This window comes from Shewanella maritima (assembly GCF_043643735.1).
Lineage (GTDB): Bacteria > Pseudomonadota > Gammaproteobacteria > Enterobacterales > Shewanellaceae > Shewanella > Shewanella maritima_A.
Window position 1 is genome coordinate 101,648 of sequence record NZ_JBHZSM010000010.1, and the last position, 19,171, is coordinate 120,818.

A 19,171-nucleotide genomic window follows, 5' to 3' on the forward strand; every position below is an offset into this window, starting at 1 on the left:
AAGTCAGGCGATGCCTGACTTTATCAAATGTTTTGTTAGGTTAACAGCGTGCTGAAACTTGCTGTTACAAGGTTAATAACTTTTTAATAACACCCCACAGCACCTCAATGTGGCACTACTACGCTAGGCCCCAAGCAAGTGCTAAGAGTTAAGCGCTAAGAGTTAACTTAACGCGACAACTAATTGAGCTAATACAATGCCAATACCAACAACACCCGTTGCAGCTAGCGCTCCGTTACCACCAGCAACCTGATAGCCTTGGGTATTCTGGCCACGGGTCTTAAATGCCATTGCAATTGGTAAAAAGATAATCATGACAACTAATGGAATCGCTGCAAAACCTAATACTTGGAAGAAGCCGTCTGGGTAGTACAGCGCACATAATAAAGGTGGTACAAACGTAATCAACCAAGTTTTGATACGGCCTGAGATATCTTCTTTAGCGCGAGTCAGCTCGGCAATGTAATCAAACAAGCTCATGGTCACACCGAGGAAAGAGGTAATTAATGCTAGGTTTGCAAAGAAATCGATAAACTGACTGACAACAGCAGAATCTGCAACATCTTGCAGCGCATTGACCAATAATGGTAGTGAGCCCTCAAAGCTGTGTACTGTTGCACCGCCTAATGTCCCTAAGGTCACTAACAACCACAGTATGTAGCACACTAATGGAATAGTAGAACCAATCAATAGAACTTTACGCAGTGTCATTGCTTCACCATCTAGATAGCGAACAATAGTGGCAATACATACATGGAAACCAAATGAGGTAAATACCACAGGGATAGCCGCTAACCATAAGTGCGCTAACTCGCTACCTTGGGCTACTTTTTCAAGATTTTGTGCGGCAATATTGGCGTAGTTGACCTCAGGTAATAAGAAGGTCACCACTAATACCAACAACACCACCATGGCACTGAACAACAAGCGAGACACCTTATCAATCCAGCTCACACCAATTAAAATGATGCCACCAAAAATCAAGGTAAATAATAGCACCGCAACTTGGTTGTTCATCTCAACACCCAGTAACGGCTCAAGACGAGACTCCAATAATGAAGAGCCTCCCATCAGATAAACCATGGTCAAGGCAAACAATAAACTTAAAAATGAACCACCTTGAATAAGCTGTCCAACTTTACCAAGTGTTTTACCGGTAATGCTGTGGACATTGTCACCCACGCCAACGTGTAAATTAATCTCTAACATCAATAATGCGGTATACGCAGAAATGGCCCATATTGCGACCAGTAATAAAATGGCAGGGAAAATGCCTAATGCTGCAGTTGCCAATGGCAATGCCAGCATCCCACCACCAATCGCTGTCCCCGCAACGATTGAGATTGATCCTAGAGTTTTGAAGTTCACTGAAAATACCTTGTCATCATTTTTATTGCATTTGACAGTAACAGAGGCATTTTAGTCTCGCAACAAACTTCCTATTTAAAAGGGTTTGCGCGTTGTTTATAAACAATTACATAACATTTAAACTAACAAGTTAGCAGGGATTAATTTGCAATGGCGAAACATTACACCGCTACACTAGTGCAATAGGACAAATCAAGTTAATTGAACAGTGCATGAGTATGCACCTCGAGCAGAATAACAAAAAACAGAGCAAAGATGCTCTGTTTTTTTCGGGTAATTTAGCCTTACTTATCGACGCGATTTATCACTATTCCAACCATTTCACTCTCCTATCATAGTCTTAGTTATAAACCCAAAGTTGATTTGATTCGCTGGCCATAATCTGCATCAGCTTGCTCAAAGTGCTCAACCATCTTCAATTGAATATCTTGCGTAGCTTGACCCAATGTTGAACAAATCGTTTCAACTAAACGCTGTTTCTCTTCTTCAGAGAAAATACGGTACAAGTTACCTGCTTGCTCATAATCGTTTTGGTTATAGCGACTATAACGGTCAGCTTCGCCGTCTAAACGTAATGGTGGCTCTTTAAAGTCAATCGTTTCAGTTAATGCTTGAGGGGCAGTATTTGGGCCATAGTTACTACTTGCATCACCACCAGTTTGGCTACCATGGTAAGGACACGATGTACCTGCCATTGCACCGCCACGTTGATGGTGATTCGCTTTTGCTGCATGTGGACAGTTAACGGGTAACTGGTTGTAGTTAGCACCAATCCGGTAACGTTGAGCATCAGCATAAGCAAACAAACGCGCTTGCAGCATTTTGTCAGGCGATGCACCAACACCTGGTACAAGGTTGCTTGGTGCTAGTGCTACCTGCTCGACTTCAGCAAAGTAGTTTTCAGGTAAACGGTTAAGTTCTAGTTCACCGATTTCAATTAGTGGGTAATCGGCATGTGGCCAAACCTTAGTTAAATCGAATGGATTAATGTGATAATCATTTGCCTCAGCTTCAGGCATGATTTGCACATTCACTGTCCACATAGGGAAGTTACCATCTTGAATCGCCACCACCATATCGCGTTGTGATGAATCAGGGTCGATACCTTTAAGCTTGTCCGCTTGCTCACCCGATAAATTAACGACACCTTGTTGCGATTTGAAGTGAAATTTCACCCAGAAACGTTCACCTTTTGCATTCCAGAATGAGAATGTGTGTGAACCATAACCATGCATTTGACGGTAGTTAGCAGGAATTCCACGGTCAGACATTAAAATCGTTACCTGATGCATTGCTTCAGGGTTAGCAGCCCAAAAATCCCACATGGCCTGTGGATCTTTTAAGTTTGTTTGCGGGTTACGCTTCTGAGTATGAATAAAGTCTGGGAACTTAATGCCATCGCGTAAGAAGAAAGTCGGTGTATTGTTACCCACTACGTCATGGTTGCCACGTGTAGTGTAAAAACGTAAACCAAAACCTCGAGGATCGCGCTCAGCATCTGCTGAGCCCATTTCACCACCGACGGTAGAGAAACGTACGAAAGTCTCAGTTTCTTTGCCCACACCATTGAAGTGATCAGCAATCGTAAAATCACTTAAGTCTTTAGTTAGAGTGAATTTACCGTAAACACCTGTACCTTTTGCGTGTACCACACGCTCTGGAATACGCTCACGATTAAAATGCGCTAACTTTTCAATTAAATGCCAGTCTTGTAACAATACTGGACCACGTTCGCCAGCAGTTAATGAATTTTGATCATCTGCGATCGGCGAGCCACTTTGACTTGTTAGATAGTGTTGCTGAGACATAATTACATTCCTTCCTGTTTTGGACTTAACCATTGTTCTATTACATCGACGATAGTCACAATAAATACCTCTCTCGTCGTGATTTGATGGGTTCATACTAGACAACAATCACAAGCAAATAAATCGATTAAATCAGATTTGAACAATCTATTTTTACGATTAAAAGTGTTGCTATCTCTAAAATGAGGCAAGATTTTCTATTTATAGAAATGATAATGTTTGATGCCGAACGATAAGAAACTGATAGGTATTAAATAATACTCAGAAAGTAATTTAGTGTGTCTATGCTATTTAACATGCATGGAATGTGGGTGAGTCAAGGGTTAACAACGGGGAATAGCAAGTCACTAATGATCGCTAAAGTAAAAACTTCAACTGACAATATTGTGATGTACTGGGGGTAAATTATGCAGCTTGAGGTTTTACAGTTAGATCGTAGGCGTCTAGATTTCTGTGGCTATGTCTCACTTGATTCATCTTCGTTTTTAATTTGCTCTTGCTTGATGCGTTCAAGCTTTTTGATTTCTTGCCCTGGAATTGGAAAGAGTGAAATTAATGGAAAAATAGCTAGGAAAACAAATGTCCCTTTGGGCATTCTTTTACCCCAAAGCACCAAGTTGAACATGGCTCGAAACAGCATCAATATAATCGCGATGAGTAAACCATAATACATAGCCTTGCTGATATCGATTACATATAAAAATTCCATTTAAACTCCCCCCACCTTTCCGACTTAATAGATGGGGATTTTTTGAGCAATATTCAAGTGTGATTGTGAGAGGAATTACTCTGCGCCTTGGTTGTCTTTATTCTTAGTCTCTTTGGCTTCGCGATACATTTTTTGCAGGTAATAAATATTAATCAGCATGATGAAAAAGTTCACTAATGCGACAGGTATCGCACCAATGGCAAGGCCGTAAGCGACAAATAACGTGGCCCCAGTTAAATTCCACCAGCGAAGTTTCTTAATATCAGACATCATTAATGAAACAGCCACTAATACCGATGCTAGATAGCCAACCCACTCCCAGATAGTTGCTGTGTCCATATCAGCTCCCTTTTTAAACCATTCCTAATGATTGTAGTTCAACGCTTGACGACTGCCGCTGTCATTCTTGAAATACAGCAAAGGTCATTGGCACTGTTATAAATTAATATTTCCCAAACTGAGCTACGTTTACCCAAGTGAACAGGTTTTGCCGTCGCGGTTAACACACCTTTACGGGATGCCTTCAAATGGTTGGCATTGATCTCTTGGCCAACACAGTAGTAGTTTTCAAAATCCACAACAAAATTAGCCGCATAACTGGCTACCGTTTCCGCTAACGCTACATTTGCACCACCATGCACAATGCCTAATGGGTTATGCACAGATGGATCGGCTGGCATGGTTGCTGTCATATAATCATCGCCAATCTCGGTCACCTTGATACCTAAAGTGGTCATTAAAGTGCCTTTGCCGCCCATGCCTGCATCTAAACGTGCACAATCTTCTAAGGTGACATCTTTAAACCAAATACTCATGCTAATCCTATAATGCTAAGTTTCTATTATCGCGCTTAAGTGTCAGTCAACACTTAATATTACTTGTTGCTGCTATTAGACTCAGTTATCAAAAAAATCGCAATAAAAAAGGCTGCACTTTTGCAGCCTTAACAGAATTTTTAGCCTTAATAATCGCTATTAACTTACTAATTCAAAATGCGTTTGATAGGTTTGTGCCCAGCGTAATAGTTCTACTCTATTACGTGATTGGGTTTTACGGAAAATAGATGATATATGTGCTTTCACTGTATGCTCACTAATACATAAGCGGTCAGCGATTTCTTTGTTACGTGCACCACTTGAAACAAGCTGGATAATAGTACGCTCACGGCTAGTGAGCATTTCCAGCATGGCTGCAGTTTCTTCTGGAAAATCAGATTTAGTATCCACATTTTGTACTAAACGGCGGAAGATTTTGCTGATTAACGGGCGGTCGTACCACAGCTCATCGGACACCATTTTGCGTAAGCCGGTTAACATGAGGTCCATTCGCTGATCGCTGTACAACAAACCTCTTACGCCAAGCAATAAAGCTGATTCTTGATCTAATGAGCCACGCTCAACCTGATAAATAGCCACTGGAACATGCCCAGCAATTCGCGATACGATTAATGGAATACCATTGCTATCAAGCGCAGCACCATCTTGGGCGATAAGAAAAAAACTGTTGACGTTTTTCTCAAGTTCTAAATCACCCGCATGCTTTACAATACGTGTTTTCATGCCAATGGATTCGGCCAAAATAGCAAGGTGGCAAGGCGCTGAAACTTGATGTAAAAAAACTAACTCATCAATATTGGAGCTCATCGATTTTTCTCCCTGAAAAATACTCACTTCACGAGCTGTGAAGCGTGTCGTCCTGATATGTCAAATGAACTAAAAAATCCGTTCCTAAAAAAACGCTATCAAATAGGACTTTCGTTTTATCCAACAATAGTAGTAGAAATCTCCTAGGTCAAAAGTAAAAAACCTAGAACTTTAGTATGAATAAACAAAAAATATCCGAATGATTTTATTATCCTCTATTAAATAGTCAAATCAACAATACTTTAACTGTTTATTATGAATATTTGTAAGTACTAATAAACCCACTATACCACCAATTAATGCGAGGAACATATCCGACTGGGTATCCCAAACATAACCTTGAGTACCTAAAAACGCTTCGGCATCCTCACCAGAAGCTGCACCAACCCACCATTCAATCAATTCATAAAAAGCAGAAAAAGCCAGTACAAAGCACACTGACAAGAACTGACACCAAGCACCAGGCTGCAACACATTATTTCGTAACATCACTTCTCTAGCTAAAATCACGGGTATAAAGCCTTGGGCGAAATGACCGACTTTATCGTAATTATTTCTTTCGCTGCCCATCCATTGTGCTATCCAATCAAATAATGGCACTTCAGCGTACGTATAGCGTGCACCGACCAATAACACGCAACAATGGATCAGAATTAATACATAAGCCAATGTGGTTAACGGGAAGCGTTTACGGGTAAACAATAGGATAGGCAAAGCTAATAAAGCCGGTAACGCTTCTAGCCACCAAGTGAACATATCTTTCGGGTCAAACACAGACCAAATAATCGCACCAAAGTAGATGACTAACCAAATCCCTGTCTTTGTCACTGAAATCTCCTCAAGTTGCTCACTGTTCTGCAAAAAGAACGTCAATTTTAGCCATCTAGCCCTCCTAAACATGTTAAAAAGGTGGTACTTTGACAGCTGCTAGGATCAGCATAACATACGCACACTTTAGATTAAGAGGGTACCCATATCATGGCGAAACATTCGCTTAACAAGGATAAGATAAAAATCCTGCTGTTAGAGGGCGTCCACCAAACTGCGGTAGATGTACTAGAACGTGCAGGTTACACCAATATCGAATATCACAAAGCATCATTACCAGAAGATGAACTGTTAGCATCGATTAAAGATGCGCACTTTGTTGGTCTTCGCTCCCGCACGCAATTAACTGAATCCGTGCTTAACCATGCTGAAAAACTGGTTGCTATTGGTTGCTTCTGTATTGGTACCAATCAAGTTGACCTCTCTGCCGCCGAAAAGCTCGGTGTGCCAGTATTCAACGCGCCGTTTTCCAATACACGTAGTGTCGCTGAGCTAGTGATTGGCGAAATTATTATGCTCATGCGTGGTATTCCCCAGCGGAATGCCATGTGTCATCGCGGTGGTTGGCTTAAAAGTGCCAATGGCAGCGTTGAAGTACGTGGTAAAACCCTCGGTGTGATTGGTTACGGTCACATTGGTACTCAGCTAGGCATTATGGCTGAGACCTTGGGTATGCGTGTGAGGTTTTACGACATTGAAGACAAACTGCCACTAGGTAATGCATCTCAAAGCCCAAGTTTAACGGCACTACTCGCAGAGTCTGACGTGGTGAGCTTGCATGTGCCAGAAACACCGCAAACTAAAAACATGTTTGCAGCAAAAGAAATGGCACAAATGAAACCAGGGGCATTTTTAATTAATGCTTCACGCGGCACTGTGGTAGATATCGATGCACTGGCACAATCGCTAAACAGCAAGCATATTGCAGGCGCAGCCATTGACGTATTCCCTGTTGAACCAAAATCCAATGACGATGAGTTCATCAGTCCATTGCGTGGCATCGACAATGTACTACTCACGCCTCATATTGGTGGTAGTACAGCTGAAGCACAAGAAAATATCGGTATTGAAGTAGCAGGCAAACTGGCGAAATACTCTGATAATGGTTCAACATTATCAGCAGTCAACTTCCCAGAGGTTTCTCTGCCACAACATACGGGTACATCACGCTTATTACATATTCACCACAACCGCCCAGGTGTGTTGATTAAGATTAACCAAGCGTTTTCTGAAAAAGGCATCAACATCGCTGCACAGTACCTGCAAACTACGGCAGATATTGGTTATGTGGTCATGGAAGTGGATTCAGACCAAGCCCAAGAAGCATTAGGTGAGCTAAAATCGATTGAGGGGACGATTCGTTCTCGCGTACTATTTGATTAGAGCTATTCTTTGAGAGAACAATGTTTGATTAACTGAACTGCTTGATTAAACGAGTTTACTCACAGTAATGAAATAAGCGATCTGCTCATCGGGTCGCTTTTTTTATTGTATTTTCAAATTTTGCCCACATTATTAAGCTATCAAGTAGTGCAATATATTCGTTAAGCTCGCTAGTTTATTTTTATTACGCTAAAGCTTCATGCAGTAAGACCCTAGCGACTAGCGACTAGCGACTAGCGACTAGCGACTAGCGACTAGCGAAAAAGATTAGGCTTTTATTGCCCATATCAATCTGTTTTATTGCATTGTGGACAACCAAATTACATGGCATTTTCATGCACAGACTGACTGTGCAACTTATTTAGGGATCATTATGACCATTTCAGCACAACAAGCCGACTGGCAAATTGGCGAACAACCGGCTCTAGTTTTGTCGCAGCTTTCTCATTTGGGATTAATTGAAGTAACAGGCGAACAAGGTCGCAGCTTCATTCATGGTCAAGTCACTACCGATGTCACCTCACTTGAGGCCGAACAGTGGCGCTGGGGAGCACATTGCGACGCTAAAGGTAAAATGATCGCCAGCTTCAGAACCTTTGCTATTGCCGATAAGTTAATGATGCTGATGCCACAAAGCGCAGTTGAAGTTGACTTACCGCAACTGAAAAAATACGCCGTATTCAGCAAAGCTGAGTTAACTGATGTATCTGATTCAATCGCATTAATCGGTGTCAGTGGCGAGCAGGCAACAGCATTTGTGAGTCAACACATTGGTGAAGCCAATGCCGAGGTTAGCCAATTTGAAGGTGTCACTGTTTTAAAAGATGCGCAGCGCTATATTTTAGTATTAGAAAACGATCGCGTGGCAGATCTTGTGGCAAAAGCCAATGTTGCATTAACCGATACAAGCCATTGGCAAGCGCTTGAAATCAATAGCGGCTACCCAAATATCAGCGCCAATGCAGCCAGCCAATACGTGCCGCAAATGTGTAACCTTCAGGCGATTAACGGTATTAGCTTTAATAAAGGCTGTTACATGGGACAAGAAACCATTGCTCGCATGAAATACCGTGGTGGCAACAAGCGCGCGCTATATATTCTTAAAGGCTCAGCGAGCATTCAACTAACAGCAGAATCACAAGTTGAAATTGCTGATGAAGATGGCTTCCGACGTGGTGGTAATGTGATTGAATATGTACAACGTGACGATCAAGTTCTGCTAACTGCAGTCTTAGCTAACGACACACCTGACAGCGCCCAATTACGCGTGAAAGATGATGAAACGTCTGTATTAACGATTACACCACTACCTTACTCACTAGAAGACGAAGCGTGAGTTTGAGCTTAAGTAGTAAGACTTAATACGCCCCATAACAGAAAGGCTTCCTCGGAAGCCTTTTTAGTTACTCGCAAATATAATACGCTTGTTAGCCACATCATCAGCTTAGAAGGCTGGATGCGCATTCTTAATTAAGGTTGTTGCTTCGTCGGCGCCAGTGCAATTTCACGAATACAAACACTCTGCGGTTGACTATAAGCAAACGCCACTGCGCGAGCCACATCATCTGCAGCTAATACGCCGCCCATATCTTGTTTCCACGCATCATAACCGTCTTTAATTTCTTGAGATGACGTGTGCGATAACAATTCTGTCTCTACCGCACCAGGGGCAATTGTGGTAACGCGAACATTTGACAGAGCCACTTCTTCACGGACGTTTTCAGAAATAGCATGTACCGCGAATTTCGTCCCACAGTACGCAGCATGATTAGGAAAGGTTTTCTTACCAGCAATCGAGCTAACATTAATAATGGTACCGTGATTACGTTTAATCATGGGCGCCAGAACCGCTTGCATCCCATTAAGTAAGCCGATTACGTTAACATCAAACATGCGTTTCCACTCTGAAGCATCTTGAGTATCTATTTGTCCTAACAACATGCAGCCAGCATTATTGACTAAACCATCAACTGGGCCATACTGCGCTTCTGCTTTTGCAATTGCTGCGTTAAATGCCGCCTGATCAGTCACATCTACCTGCTCACATAAGGTGTTCGGCAAACCTAACGATTGCAAACGCTCAACACGACGAGCAATAAGCAGTAGAGGGTAACCTTCATTACTTAAACGTTTTGCGATGGCTTCACCGATACCTGAACTTGCGCCTGTGATTACAATTAGTTTTTTCATGATGTCTATCCTCATAGCTTTAGTTTCAGCACCCTTCGCTGTATGGGTAGGCATAATAAATGACTAAGCTTTGTTGATATATATCACTCCAATTGAAACACTGTTGCTATACTGCAACAATTGATCATCCATTACCTTGAGAAATTATCGCGATGCTCGATCAAATCAATCTCGCTGATATTCGATCATTTGTATTGATCGTACAAAAAGGCAACTTTACTAAAGCCGCAGAGACACTGGGGGTGTCCCGTTCACATGTCTCACGCCAAATTAGCCAGCTTGAACAAAAGATGGCGGTAACCTTATTAATAAGAACCACACGAACACTGAGATTAACTCACGCAGGCCGCCTGCTTTATGAGCAAACTGAACAGGCCTTAAACGATATCGACCAAGCATTGTTAGCAGCGGTTGATGATGTAGAACAAGTCAACGGTGAGATCAGAGTGAACTGTGTTGGCGGTTATCTTGGTGAAGACTTAGTGGCACAAATTGCCTGCGAGTTTATGTCGCAGTATCCCAAAGTGGTGATCAATCTGGATTTCAGTAGTCATCGCATTGATCTCATTGAAGATGCCTTTGATGTCGCGTTCAGAATGGGCAAACTGGAAGATGCACGTTTTATTGCACGTAAACTCATGAGTATTAAAATGAACACGCTGGCTAGCCCGGAGTATCTCAAACAGCATGGTCAACCGACACACCCGCGTGAGTTAAATGAACATCAATGTTTAACCGGTTCAGTAAAGCGCTGGAGCTTTGTACACAAACATGATCAAAGCCATTATGACTTAAGCTTAATAGGGCAAATGCAATGTAAAAATGGGCGGGTATTAGTCAAAGGCGCCTTAAACAGAAATGGCGTGATAAGAGTGCCGCGAATTTACTGTGAAACAGAAATCCAGCAACAACAACTAGTAGAAGTATTTCAAGACTGGGAAATTCCACCAGTCGATTTCTCCATGATTTATCATCGCGACAGATTTCAGCCAAACCGTATACGACAGTTTGTTGAGTTCACCAAAAGCTACTTTGATACGATTAACCGAAGCTAGGGCTGTGAAAGAATGACACTTAACTCTCATTTGTTATAAATTGCCATAAGAATAACGTCTAATCTAATTTAGGAATCTACAGATATTTTTTAATTGAGATAAAAGGTGCATCTAATCGCTATTCATTAACTCCAAAGCTGACTTTGCTTTGTCATAACCTTTTTCTGCCGAGATAACCATGTTGGAGTAAAACAATTCGTCATCCCCAGTTTCTAAATAGCCTAGCGCTAGATAGTAGTACAACTCAGGGAGATCACGATACTCTAAAAACTTTTTGGCAAAAAATAGCATTTTTTGTGGATCTTCATTAAAAGGACCATAACCTGTGTACCATGCAAACAACAAAAATAATTCAGCGTCGATACTGTCTCCTCTGTCAACAATTTCTAATAAAAGCGGCTTCATTTCATTGTCATTTTGCTCACTGTCACCCATCTTGGCCAAAATCAACTCAACTTGAGCATCTACATGACCTAATAGAGCAGCTTTTTTTAAAAAACTTATGCGACTAGTGTTATCTGATGTGAAATTTGCAGCAGCCCAAACAGCATGTGGGAGATCTCGTTTTACATAAGGCAATAACTGCTCATGTGTACAACCATTGTTCGTCGAAAAATGTGTCCAAATACAATATTCAATTGCCCCATGTTCAGTTTTGGCAAATCTATTTCTGACTTCTGTCAAATATTTCTGCTGTTCAAATAACCTCGATAAGCTAACCAAAGTAGCAACTTTATATTTATCAACAACTGAATCATCACCATTGATATAGAGGTGCTTAACTCTTTTATTTACTTCATGATAAAAAGTTCCCTTCCCTACACCACAAGTTGCAAGTGCTTTTTGAATGGTCAATTCATCTTTAGCAAGTTGAATCGTACTATTCACATTTTCAAACTCACTTACACCGCAAGCTGTAGCAGTGTTTGTAAAAAAAATACTAACGACTAAAATAAGACAATTCACTGAGGTTATTTGCAAACTATCAACTCCCTGTTTTTTTAGTTTGTAATAAAGGTGTTTAAAAAATGATTCCTGACAAACATTAAAATATACAGCAAAAAGATTAACAAGCTAAATCCAAAACCTAATTATATAGCGACAGCCAAAGGATCATATTGAGTACTTCCCAGCCATTTGTTCAATATCATCAGACACTACACCATCTACATTATAAGAAACGTTAGTAGCTTTAAATCCATTTATTAGCTTTGTAAAATGTTAATATAGCTAATCCATAAAAGATAACAGCTAAGATAGTTGCAGTCCCTCATAGTAACGTTACTCTCTACCATTTAATTTATCTATAAGTGCTCTTGCTTGTGCGTTTCCTAACTTTGCGGCTTCTGTCAAATGGAATTTCATTTTCTCAGCATTTTGCTCAGATTGAAAAATAACAACTAAATTCATATGTGCTCGATCAGATTTCATATTTGCAGCCTTTTAATAATATTCTTTTGCTAGCTTCCAATCCTTATCCAGTTTTCGTCCATCTAAATATAAATCAGCGTATAAAATAATAGCATTAGAATTATTATCTTCTATAGATTTATGCAAATAGCCCTGAGCCTCACTCAAATTTTTATCTAGTAAATCAAATGCTAAGAAGTAATAAACAGTTCCAGTATCATCGACACTGCAAATTTCCTTAAACAAGCGAATAGCTTCTTCTTTATCTTCGGCATCAGGCACCCCTAAATACATATGTTGGGCATATAACCTAGCCCAACCAACATAATTTACAGATGGATATTTATAATTAAAATCACGCTCTAAATTTAGGTAATACATGCTTTTTTCAAAGTCTTCTTTAAAAAATACAATTCAGCTAAATTATGTACAGCAGACTTAGAGCCTTCTTTATATGCTTCGTGAAGAAACCTTTCCGATAAACGAATACTTTCAGGGTCCTTCTTAATCAAGTATAGCGATCCTAGAATATTATTTTTCCAAAAAACATTATCATTCAAGTTGTCAACATTCTTAATAACTGAATCGATATTAGTAACATCATTATTATCTATTATTGATCCAGCAACATATTTTATAAAATCAGGATCACTGTGTGTTAATGCTGACTCACTAGCTGTACTACAAAAACTAAAACCGAAAAAGTACGGCTAACTTTTTAAATATATTCATATTAATACCCTCCCCAGCTTATACCTCTTCCATAAAACCATTGTTATTCCATTAGTTACAAAGCCATTTCAGCTTTACACACCTAATATTAGCTAAGAAGACCATGTTTGAAAAAGAAGTTAATCACCCACAGTTTGCTTACATCATTGAGTTAATAAATCATAAATCCTGAAGAAAATACAATATTCTAGACAATCTTTTTCAAGAAAAAATCACTTTTACTGGTAATAATCCAACTCGAATAATCAATGTGAATAGTTAGCGAAAATTTTAAAAGTAAAATAGTAGATAAACATCAACCTCATTAAGTTCTTACTGGGCTTTTAAATTCTAGATCATACAAATCACGGCACTCTTTGAACAATAAGTATGCAAATTCAACTGTATCCACTTTATTTTTCAGCTTACTTTTAACACTCTCTAAATGTATATGGGGTTTCTGTTGAACTATCTCGGAAGCTTCATCCAAAAGCATGCAAATAGCATTTACATGAGCCCCTTTTAAGTCAACAAAGTTGATTTTCATATGATCAACACGCTCGAGATATTGCTCTATTCTTACTAATCGTTGCTGTTGAGTTAGGTGGGTTTGAAAATTAAATACTATAATTTCGCTCAAAAGGGTTAATTTAGCATGCTCTTCATCAGAGTTTCCTCCACAAGAAAATATGCCTAGGCTCAGCAGTAAAGTAAGAAGCATTTTTTGTATTTTAAGCGTCATATTTTTCTATAATACTCCATCATTAAGGGCGAAGATTGTGCAAAATAAGCAACGAGAGACTAGAGTAGCTTAACAAGATAACTAGAATCCCACTCCATAACAATGAGGGCTATTGCAAATAAAGCATGATCCATTTAGCTTGCTCCTCCTTGAATTACAGTAATACCATACCGAAGATGAATTAAACATAACAGTCAATCCAATAAAACTAATCTTTAATCTAACTTCACTCGTATTGTTTAATCAGTTTTAATACGATTTACAACTGGTTATGCTAGCACTAACAGAATGAGTGCACGTGTTTAGCTGACAACATTAAGCCATTTGTACTTAACTTGCTAAATGACAAGGAATGCCATGAGTCACCCAATTGTACAGCTGGATAACATTTACAAAAGTTTCACCGATGGTGACACACAACATCAGGTGCTTGATGCATTACAGCTCACCTTAAATCAAGGTGACACTGTGGCATTAACGGGTGCCAGTGGCAGTGGTAAAAGTACCTTGCTCAACATCATTGCTGGCTTTGAGTACCCCACATCAGGTCAACTGCAATTGCTTGAACAAGACACAGAGCAATGGAAAGATCCTCAATGGAGTCAATTCCGTCATCAACACCTAGGTGTTGTTTTTCAGCAATTTAATTTACTCACACCGCTTAATGTCCGCGATAACATTAGCTTTTCACTGCATCTGAATCGATTGGCTTGGGATGATTGGTGCGATCATTTAGTCGATGCATTAGGGATTTCAGCTTTACTCAATCGTGAAGTCGAGGCTTTATCTGGTGGACAGCAGCAACGAGTGGCGATTGCTCGTGCACTCGCCCACAAACCAGCACTATTACTTGCCGATGAACCAACAGGTAATTTAGACCATAGCGCTAGTTTGGAGGTGATGAGCTTATTAACGTCTCTGGCGAGTAAACAACAAACTTGTGTGCTGATGGTCACCCACAGTCAAGAGTGTGCTAATTATATGCATCAAGGTTGGCATTTAGAGAGTGGTCAGATACACCACAGTCAGCTGGCGAGCACGCGCTAATGTCTTGGCTACAGTTATCGCTAACCAGTAAGGTTTTCATTAATCATTATCGCCACTCCCCCGTGCAGGCGAGTGCGATATTGATAGGGATTATGCTGGCTGTCACCTTGCTTATTGGGGTTAAAGCCACCAATGAAAATGCGATTAACAGTTACAGTCAGGCCACTGAATTACTCAGCCAACGTGCCAGTGCCTATATCAGCCCTTCTGTCACGACCGATATTGATGAAAAGGTTTACTTTGCCCTTGCCCAAGCTGGGATTAAAGGCTTGCCCGTTGTAGAAGGCATTGCCATGGGGCCAAATGGTCAAGGCTGGCAAGTCACTGGCAATGACATTGTTGCTGCGATCAGTGCGCCCAATACGGCGCAATCCACAACATCATCGGCTACACCATCAACAAAGAAACCTGATAACAACCCAATCAACACTGAGATACCACTCGCACAACTGATCAATGGCCACGGCGCCATTATGATGAGTGAGTCATTAGCACAGCGTGTTTCTCCCAATAATATCGCCAGTCTAAACCAGCAAGAGTTAGCGGTGATCCGCATAAGTGACAGTGCAGGTTTAGGCAATGCTCTACTGGCAGATATTTCAATTGCACAGCCACTGCTGAATAAAGTGGGGAAATTGAGCTATGTGGCTGTGTTTCCCAGCTTTGAAGGACAAACTAAGCCAGAATTGGTCGCGCAAATCAATCAAGTATTAACTGCAGCCAATATCGATTTAGCGCAACTATCGATTCAAGCGGATGACGAAGGTGAATCGCTTAGTGCATTAACCGATAGTTTTCACTTAAACCTCAAAGCCATGGGCATGCTGGCATTTTTGGTGGGCTTATTTATTGCCTACAACGGAGTGCGTTATAGCCTGATGAAGCGACAAGCTTTATGCGTTCAATTAATGCAGCAAGGGGTAAGCCGCGGTAATTTAATGGCTGCCATTGTTGTTGAGCTAGTTGTATTAGTCTTGATTGGCACGGCCTTGGGGTTCATTGTTGGCCTGCAACTATCACAATGGTTGCAACCTATGGTGGCATTAACGCTTGAGCAATTATACGGTGCCAAATTGATGCCAGGGTTATGGCAATGGCAATGGTTCTATCAAGCCCTAAGCTTAACCTTAGTGTCAGCCATATTTGCTTGTATTCCAATGTTAAGAGGGCTGATCCGTACTCCATTAGCTCAAGGGGCGTTTAAGCAGCCTCAAAGCCAACATTACCGACGCTTTCATCGTAAACAATTTACCTTTGGTGCTTGCCTGATTATCATTTGCTGCGTGCTCTTTCTATTCACTGAGCGCTATCAACACAGCCTTATATTGTTAGGTGGGGTAACCGTTGCAATTCCACTTATGCTGCCTTGGTTATTGTCTGGTTTAATCAAGTTACTCGAACTAACTAAACCTTCAGGTATCGTGCAGTATACCATTGCCGAGACCCGCCAAATTATTGCGCCATTGTCATTAGCCATGATGGCTATGCTGCTCGCCATTAGTGCCAATATTTCCATGAATACATTGGTAGGCAGCTTTGAAGTGACCTTAAAGAACTGGCTTGAATCACGCCTACATGCCGACTTATATATCAGACCGAGCTCGCAAAAAATGGCAGATACTCAGGCATTTTTACAAAAACAGCCCTTGGTTGACACCCTGTACACTCAGTGGCGAACCACAGCAAAATTGACTGATAGCAAACATCCTGCAGCTATTGATATCGCATTAGTGAGCCGAGATATCGCCTCAATAGAATTAACCTCTGCGTTTAAATTGCAAACTCATGACTTTTGGCCTCAGTTTAAGCAAGGCAAACAAGTGATGATCAGCGAGCCATTAAGCATCAAATATCACTATCAATTAGGCGATAGCATCAAGATAAACAAACTTGACCAAGAGTTAACTGTCGGTGCAGTGTATTTTGATTATGGTAATCCATCGGGTGAAGCCGTGATCTCCCCTACCTTATGGCAATCATCACCGCTGCCCAATACACCAATTAGCGTGGCAGTGAGTTATCTAGGTGATTTAACCGCACTACAGAGTGAATTAACCACGACGTTAGGACTGACCACGTCATCCATGTATAGCCAAAAAAAGATTAAAAAAGAAGCCATTAGTATTTTTCAGCGGACTTTTTCGATTACCTTAGTACTCAATAGTTTGACCTTGATTGTTGCGGCAATCGGTTTATTCAGTGCGGCAACTATGTTGACCCAGTCTCGACTAGCACCACTGGCAAGACTGTATTCAATGGGCGTATCACGCAAACAACTGCAATTGATGGTGATGGCACAGATGCTATTAATGGTGCTGTTAACCTGCTTAATTGCCATGCCTATGGGCGCACTACTGGGCTACTTTGTGATTAATAAAGTGACCTTGCAAGCGTTCGGCTGGAGTATTGACATGATTTGGGATTGGGCAAGTTACCTACAAGTGGTCGTTATCTCCATCATCAGCTGTATGGCAGCAGTAGCATTGCCGTTGTACTGGCAAACCCGAAAGCCGCTTATATCCAGTCTGCAACAGGAGAGTCTGTAATGTGCAATCATCACGCTCACCGCTTGTCTGATCTTCAAGCACTATTTATTTCAAGCAATAGTCATCTCCAATTGGCAAATTGTGTCTGGTTAACATGCTTATTGTGCTTGGTGATATTCATCACAGGTTGCAGCCCACAACATGCTGACAATTCATCTCAAAGCGACAAACTGAGCATGGGCAGTGTTTTAGGCCATTCTATTGATGGCTACACTGAGGTTACGCCTGATAGACAGATTAACTTCCCAGCAGATCATCAAGCCCATGATGATTATCGTCAAGAGTGGTGGTATTTAACGGCAAATTTAACCACAGAATCAGGCGAGCTATTAGGTCTGCAATGGACCCAATTTCGTGTGGCGCTTTCGCCGCCAGATTCATCACAAAAGTCACCACAAAAATCAGCGCCAGAGACAACGCTACCGTCTTCCCAATTAACTATAAGCCAAGCAACTACCAGCCAAGCAGACGAAAAGGCGCATACACCTTGGGCAACTCAGCAACTGTATATGGCACATGCTGCGCTCACGTCATCAAAGCAACATTACACGGCTGAGCAATGGTCACGTGCTCACCCAAGCTTGGCTGCAGTGCAAAATGCCCCTTTTGCTGTGTCGTTAAATCAATGGCAATGGCTAAGCGAAGATCAAAATGGCGATATGTTTCCAGCCACACTGTCGGTTAATGAACCTGAATTTGGCTATCAACTTAAACTCAGTAGACAAGCCCCCTATCAACGTCAAGGCGACAAAGGGTACAGTACCAAAAGCGCTGATAATGCCGTGGCTTCATACTACTATAGCCAGCCATATATCGAGGTTTCAGGCCAAGTCATTCGCCAAGGAAAAGTAGATAATGTCAGCGGTATAGCTTGGTTAGATAGAGAATGGAGTTCGCAATTCTTAACTAAGGCACAACAAGGCTGGGACTGGTTTTCTATCCGTTTGAATGATGTGCAAACCTTAATGATATTTCAGTTGCGCAGGCAAGATGAGCAATCACACTTTTACAGTGCGAGGTTAATGCACCGTGATGGCAGCGGCAAAAGTTATAGTAGCCAAACCCATCCAGACCTAATCTCAATGCAGCCCACAAAATGGACAAATACTGCCCTGGGCAAACACCCAACGCAATGGCATATTCGCATTGCTGATGACGCAGGAGGAGTCAATATTGACATCCATACTCGTGCACTTAATCCGCAAAGTGACATGCCATTATCTGTGTCATATTGGGAAGGGCCGATTGAGTTTAGCGGCACTCACCAAGGTAGTGGTTATATGGAATTAACCGGGTATTAGTCTCTTCGTTTTTTTGCCGTAAGCCTTCAAACCCGTCGTTTCAAGACAACATCACCTAGCAATAATTTTGACCTTTTCACAACTATTAGATCACATTTCTATATCTAAATAGTTAATCCATAAAAGTGAACATTTCATTAACCCTTTAACTTTAAAGCGTTAATCCAAGGTGGCGTTTTATGCCACTTTCAGTTGTTAATATTAAGTTAACACCCTCTGATATAGGCTTTCCTAAAACAGCGACTTTTGATTGAACAAAATGAGATTCAAGTCACACGGAAAAATGTGATCTTGTACGAGTATTAATCACTATACTCATTCAGAGGTATACCCATAGGAAATGTGAGGTTTAAACTAAAATTACCGTCACAGTACTTTGATGAGTATGTTCTGTGGCATCCAGTTTGACGAATTTACTATCAAAAAAAGA

General features: G+C 41.1%; 18 protein-coding genes. 6 read left to right on the top strand and 12 right to left on the bottom strand.

Annotated elements, in window-relative coordinates; translation table 11 throughout:
- Positions 1–162: 162 nt before the first annotated feature.
- The 7 genes from ACHUGF_RS12120 to ACHUGF_RS12150 all read right to left on the bottom strand — a co-directional run bounded on the left by ACHUGF_RS12120 (position 163) and on the right by ACHUGF_RS12150 (position 6,356).
- On the bottom strand, positions 163–1,368 hold the full coding sequence (locus ACHUGF_RS12120; protein ID WP_394131518.1) for an aromatic amino acid transport family protein: 1,206 nt from the start codon (positions 1,366–1,368) through the stop codon (positions 163–165).
- A gap of 344 nt (positions 1,369–1,712) precedes the next feature.
- Positions 1,713–3,176 carry a catalase KatB gene (gene katB, locus ACHUGF_RS12125; RefSeq protein WP_394131520.1) on the bottom strand — a complete coding sequence of 488 codons (1,464 nt, stop codon included), beginning with the start codon at positions 3,174–3,176 and terminating at the stop codon, positions 1,713–1,715.
- A gap of 457 nt (positions 3,177–3,633) precedes the next feature.
- Positions 3,634–3,885: a hypothetical protein gene (locus ACHUGF_RS12130; protein WP_394131521.1), complete on the bottom strand. Its 252-nt coding sequence runs from the start codon at positions 3,883–3,885 to the stop codon at positions 3,634–3,636.
- A 75-nt stretch (positions 3,886–3,960) separates the two neighbouring features.
- A complete protein-coding gene (locus tag ACHUGF_RS12135; RefSeq protein WP_394131523.1) occupies positions 3,961–4,224 on the bottom strand; it encodes a YgjV family protein in 264 nt (87 codons plus the stop codon).
- A gap of 38 nt (positions 4,225–4,262) precedes the next feature.
- Positions 4,263–4,700 carry a PaaI family thioesterase gene (locus ACHUGF_RS12140; RefSeq protein WP_394131525.1) on the bottom strand — a complete coding sequence of 146 codons (438 nt, stop codon included), beginning with the start codon at positions 4,698–4,700 and terminating at the stop codon, positions 4,263–4,265.
- 159 nt (positions 4,701–4,859) lie between these two features.
- Entirely contained in the window at positions 4,860–5,528 is a 669-nt protein-coding gene (locus ACHUGF_RS12145) for a helix-turn-helix transcriptional regulator (protein ID WP_394131527.1), read from the bottom strand.
- 231 nt (positions 5,529–5,759) lie between these two features.
- Positions 5,760–6,356, bottom strand: a complete 597-nt coding sequence (locus ACHUGF_RS12150) for a DUF2238 domain-containing protein (RefSeq protein ID WP_394131528.1) — start codon at positions 6,354–6,356, stop codon at positions 5,760–5,762.
- A 150-nt stretch (positions 6,357–6,506) separates the two neighbouring features.
- Here ACHUGF_RS12150 and serA point away from each other — a divergent pair, with 150 nt between their 5' ends.
- Positions 6,507–7,739, top strand: a complete 1,233-nt coding sequence (gene serA, locus ACHUGF_RS12155; RefSeq protein ID WP_394131530.1) for a phosphoglycerate dehydrogenase — start codon at positions 6,507–6,509, stop codon at positions 7,737–7,739.
- Between the two features lie 373 nt (positions 7,740–8,112).
- Positions 8,113–9,075, top strand: a complete 963-nt coding sequence (ygfZ, locus tag ACHUGF_RS12160) for a tRNA-modifying protein YgfZ (protein WP_394131532.1) — start codon at positions 8,113–8,115, stop codon at positions 9,073–9,075.
- 134 nt (positions 9,076–9,209) lie between these two features.
- Here ygfZ and ACHUGF_RS12165 read toward each other — a convergent pair whose 3' ends face one another.
- Positions 9,210–9,929 carry an SDR family oxidoreductase gene (locus tag ACHUGF_RS12165; protein WP_394131533.1) on the bottom strand — a complete coding sequence of 240 codons (720 nt, stop codon included), beginning with the start codon at positions 9,927–9,929 and terminating at the stop codon, positions 9,210–9,212.
- A gap of 152 nt (positions 9,930–10,081) precedes the next feature.
- Here ACHUGF_RS12165 and ACHUGF_RS12170 point away from each other — a divergent pair, with 152 nt between their 5' ends.
- A complete protein-coding gene (locus ACHUGF_RS12170) occupies positions 10,082–10,984 on the top strand; it encodes a LysR family transcriptional regulator (RefSeq protein ID WP_394131534.1) in 903 nt (300 codons plus the stop codon).
- Positions 10,985–11,095: 111 nt separating this feature from the next.
- On the opposite strand, the gene ACHUGF_RS12175 is transcribed toward ACHUGF_RS12170, so the two are convergent.
- The 4 genes from ACHUGF_RS12175 to ACHUGF_RS12190 all read right to left on the bottom strand — a co-directional run bounded on the left by ACHUGF_RS12175 (position 11,096) and on the right by ACHUGF_RS12190 (position 13,847).
- Positions 11,096–11,965, bottom strand: a complete 870-nt coding sequence (locus ACHUGF_RS12175) for a hypothetical protein (RefSeq protein WP_394131536.1) — start codon at positions 11,963–11,965, stop codon at positions 11,096–11,098.
- Between the two features lie 300 nt (positions 11,966–12,265).
- Positions 12,266–12,415, bottom strand: a complete 150-nt coding sequence (locus ACHUGF_RS12180; RefSeq protein ID WP_394131538.1) for a hypothetical protein — start codon at positions 12,413–12,415, stop codon at positions 12,266–12,268.
- A gap of 12 nt (positions 12,416–12,427) precedes the next feature.
- The gene (locus ACHUGF_RS12185) at positions 12,428–12,775 is read right to left on the bottom strand and encodes an SEL1-like repeat protein (RefSeq protein WP_394131539.1); all 348 of its coding nucleotides are present in this window, start codon (positions 12,773–12,775) and stop codon (positions 12,428–12,430) included.
- A 655-nt stretch (positions 12,776–13,430) separates the two neighbouring features.
- Complete coding sequence (locus ACHUGF_RS12190; RefSeq protein ID WP_394131541.1) at positions 13,431–13,847, bottom strand: hypothetical protein; 417 nt, start codon at positions 13,845–13,847, stop codon at positions 13,431–13,433.
- 357 nt (positions 13,848–14,204) lie between these two features.
- Here ACHUGF_RS12190 and ACHUGF_RS12195 point away from each other — a divergent pair, with 357 nt between their 5' ends.
- The 3 genes from ACHUGF_RS12195 to ACHUGF_RS12205 are packed head-to-tail and all read left to right on the top strand — an operon-like array spanning position 14,205 to position 18,741.
- A complete protein-coding gene (locus ACHUGF_RS12195; protein WP_394131542.1) occupies positions 14,205–14,894 on the top strand; it encodes an ABC transporter ATP-binding protein in 690 nt (229 codons plus the stop codon).
- Positions 14,894–17,440 (top strand): ABC transporter permease, encoded by a 2,547-nt coding sequence (locus tag ACHUGF_RS12200; protein ID WP_394131544.1) that lies wholly within the window; start codon positions 14,894–14,896, stop codon positions 17,438–17,440. The genes ACHUGF_RS12195 and ACHUGF_RS12200 overlap by 1 nt, the downstream gene beginning before the upstream one ends.
- Complete coding sequence (locus ACHUGF_RS12205; RefSeq protein WP_394131546.1) at positions 17,440–18,741, top strand: lipocalin-like domain-containing protein; 1,302 nt, start codon at positions 17,440–17,442, stop codon at positions 18,739–18,741. Before ACHUGF_RS12200 ends, ACHUGF_RS12205 begins: the two co-directional genes overlap by 1 nt.
- Positions 18,742–19,171 lie beyond the last annotated feature (430 nt).